Source organism: Paracoccus haeundaensis, assembly GCF_006239215.1.
GTDB classification, from domain to species: Bacteria; Pseudomonadota; Alphaproteobacteria; order Rhodobacterales; family Rhodobacteraceae; genus Paracoccus; species Paracoccus marcusii.
Map to the genome: position 1 here is coordinate 1 of NZ_VDDC01000094.1, position 1,612 is coordinate 1,612.

Genomic DNA, 1,612 nt, shown 5'->3' on the forward strand with positions numbered 1-1,612 from the left:
ATGTGCCGCGACTAAAGCCGCTTGGAATATCACGTGCCGCAGGGCACGGCGACCACCCGCGATGGCTCGTTTCCCGCGAAGGGTTCCGCTGTCATGCGCGACCGGGGCCAATCCGGTGAGCGCGGCAGCTTCTTCGCCGGTGATGGTGCGGATCTCCGGCATTTCGGCGATCAGCATCGTGCTGACAATTAGGCCGATCCCCCGGATGGAGCGAAGGACGATGGCTGTCTCCGAAAGTTGATGGTCACTGGCGATGGCCCGGGTGATCCGGTCTTTCAGCTCCTTGATCAGGCTGTCGATCCGGTGCTTCAGCTCGCTGTCGACGTCCTCGAACATCGCGGCATTGCCCAGTTTTTGATGCGCGCGGATTTGGGCCAGCAGCCGTTTGCGCATTTCAACCAGCTGCGCTCTTTTAGACGTTAAGGCTCTGAGAATGCGTATCTTCTCCGTAGGAAGACTGCGGCCTGCTTCGGGTCGGAATGCAAAGAAACGGGCGATGAGTTCCGCATCGATCCGGTCGGCCTTGGCGCGCGTGCCCCGGCTTTGCGCAAACGCTTTCACCTGAGCGGGGGGCACCTGGCGGGCTGCAACACCTTCTGCCTCCAACAACGCCCAGAGCTGCCACTCTTGGCCGCCGGTCGATTTGAAACAGACGATGGCATTCCGGTCTCGGGCAAGTTTTGCCACGGTAGCATGACCCGCCGGAGCGTTGGCACTCTGCAGCGATGCCCGTCGGGAAGGCAATGAAGGTCCAGCCAGTCGCGGCTGACATCTATGCCGATGACGCGGCCATGCCACAAGGGTCAGACGTCGCGTACCACCCCGCCATCGGTCCTGGCCGGGGCCGGTGACGGGACCAGTTTAGCAGAACGGATATACAGAAGGGTCAGGGTGCGCTGATACTTGTTTTGCTGTGTGATTCACGGCTCGGAAACGGAGCGGTGACATGAGCGACCTTTTCTGGCTGGCCGACGTGCAGATGGAACGTCTCGCTCCCTAGTTCCCAAGGTCCCACGGCAAGCCATGTGTTGATGACAGGCGGGTTGTCAGCGGCATTATCTTCAGTATCCGCAATGGCTTGCGCTGGCGTGATGCACCCACCGCCTATGGCCTCACACGACGCTTTACTGCCGTTGGAGGCGTTAAAGCGGAAAAGGCATTTTCGCTCGTATGATGGCAAGCCTCGCTGCGAACCACGGTGAGGAGAAGGCCGTGATGATCGACGCCACATACCTGAAGGCACATCGAACAGCGATCAGTATGGCCGTAAAAAAGGGGTGCGTGGACGCCTGATCGGCCGCACCAAGGGCGGCATGAATACCAAGCTGTACGCCATTTGCGACAGCCGGGGACGACCGCTCGACCTGTTCATCACCGCCGGACAGGTGAGCGACTATATCGGCGCACGGGCGCTGCTCAGCGGCTTGCCAAACGTCGAATGGCTGCTTGGCGATCGCGGTTATGATGCTGACTGGTTGAGAGAGGCGTTGCAGGACAAAGGGATACGCGCTTGCATCCCTAGTCGGAAGCAACGCAAGACGCCGGTCCAATATGATAAGCGACGCTACAAGCGGCGAAGTCGCATCGAGATCATGTTCGGCAGGCTCAAGGA

General features: G+C 60.1%; 1 protein-coding gene and 1 pseudogene. One reads left to right on the plus strand and one right to left on the minus strand.

The features are described from left to right. On the minus strand, nucleotides 1-687 hold a 687-nt coding region (locus FHD67_RS20095), incomplete at its 3' end, for an IS110 family transposase (protein ID WP_139599845.1). A 259-nt stretch (nucleotides 688-946) separates the two neighbouring features. On the opposite strand from FHD67_RS20095, the pseudogene FHD67_RS20100 reads away from it, so the two are divergent. Beyond that, nucleotides 947-1,612 (plus strand): annotated as a pseudogene (locus tag FHD67_RS20100) (IS5 family transposase); the annotation flags it as partial.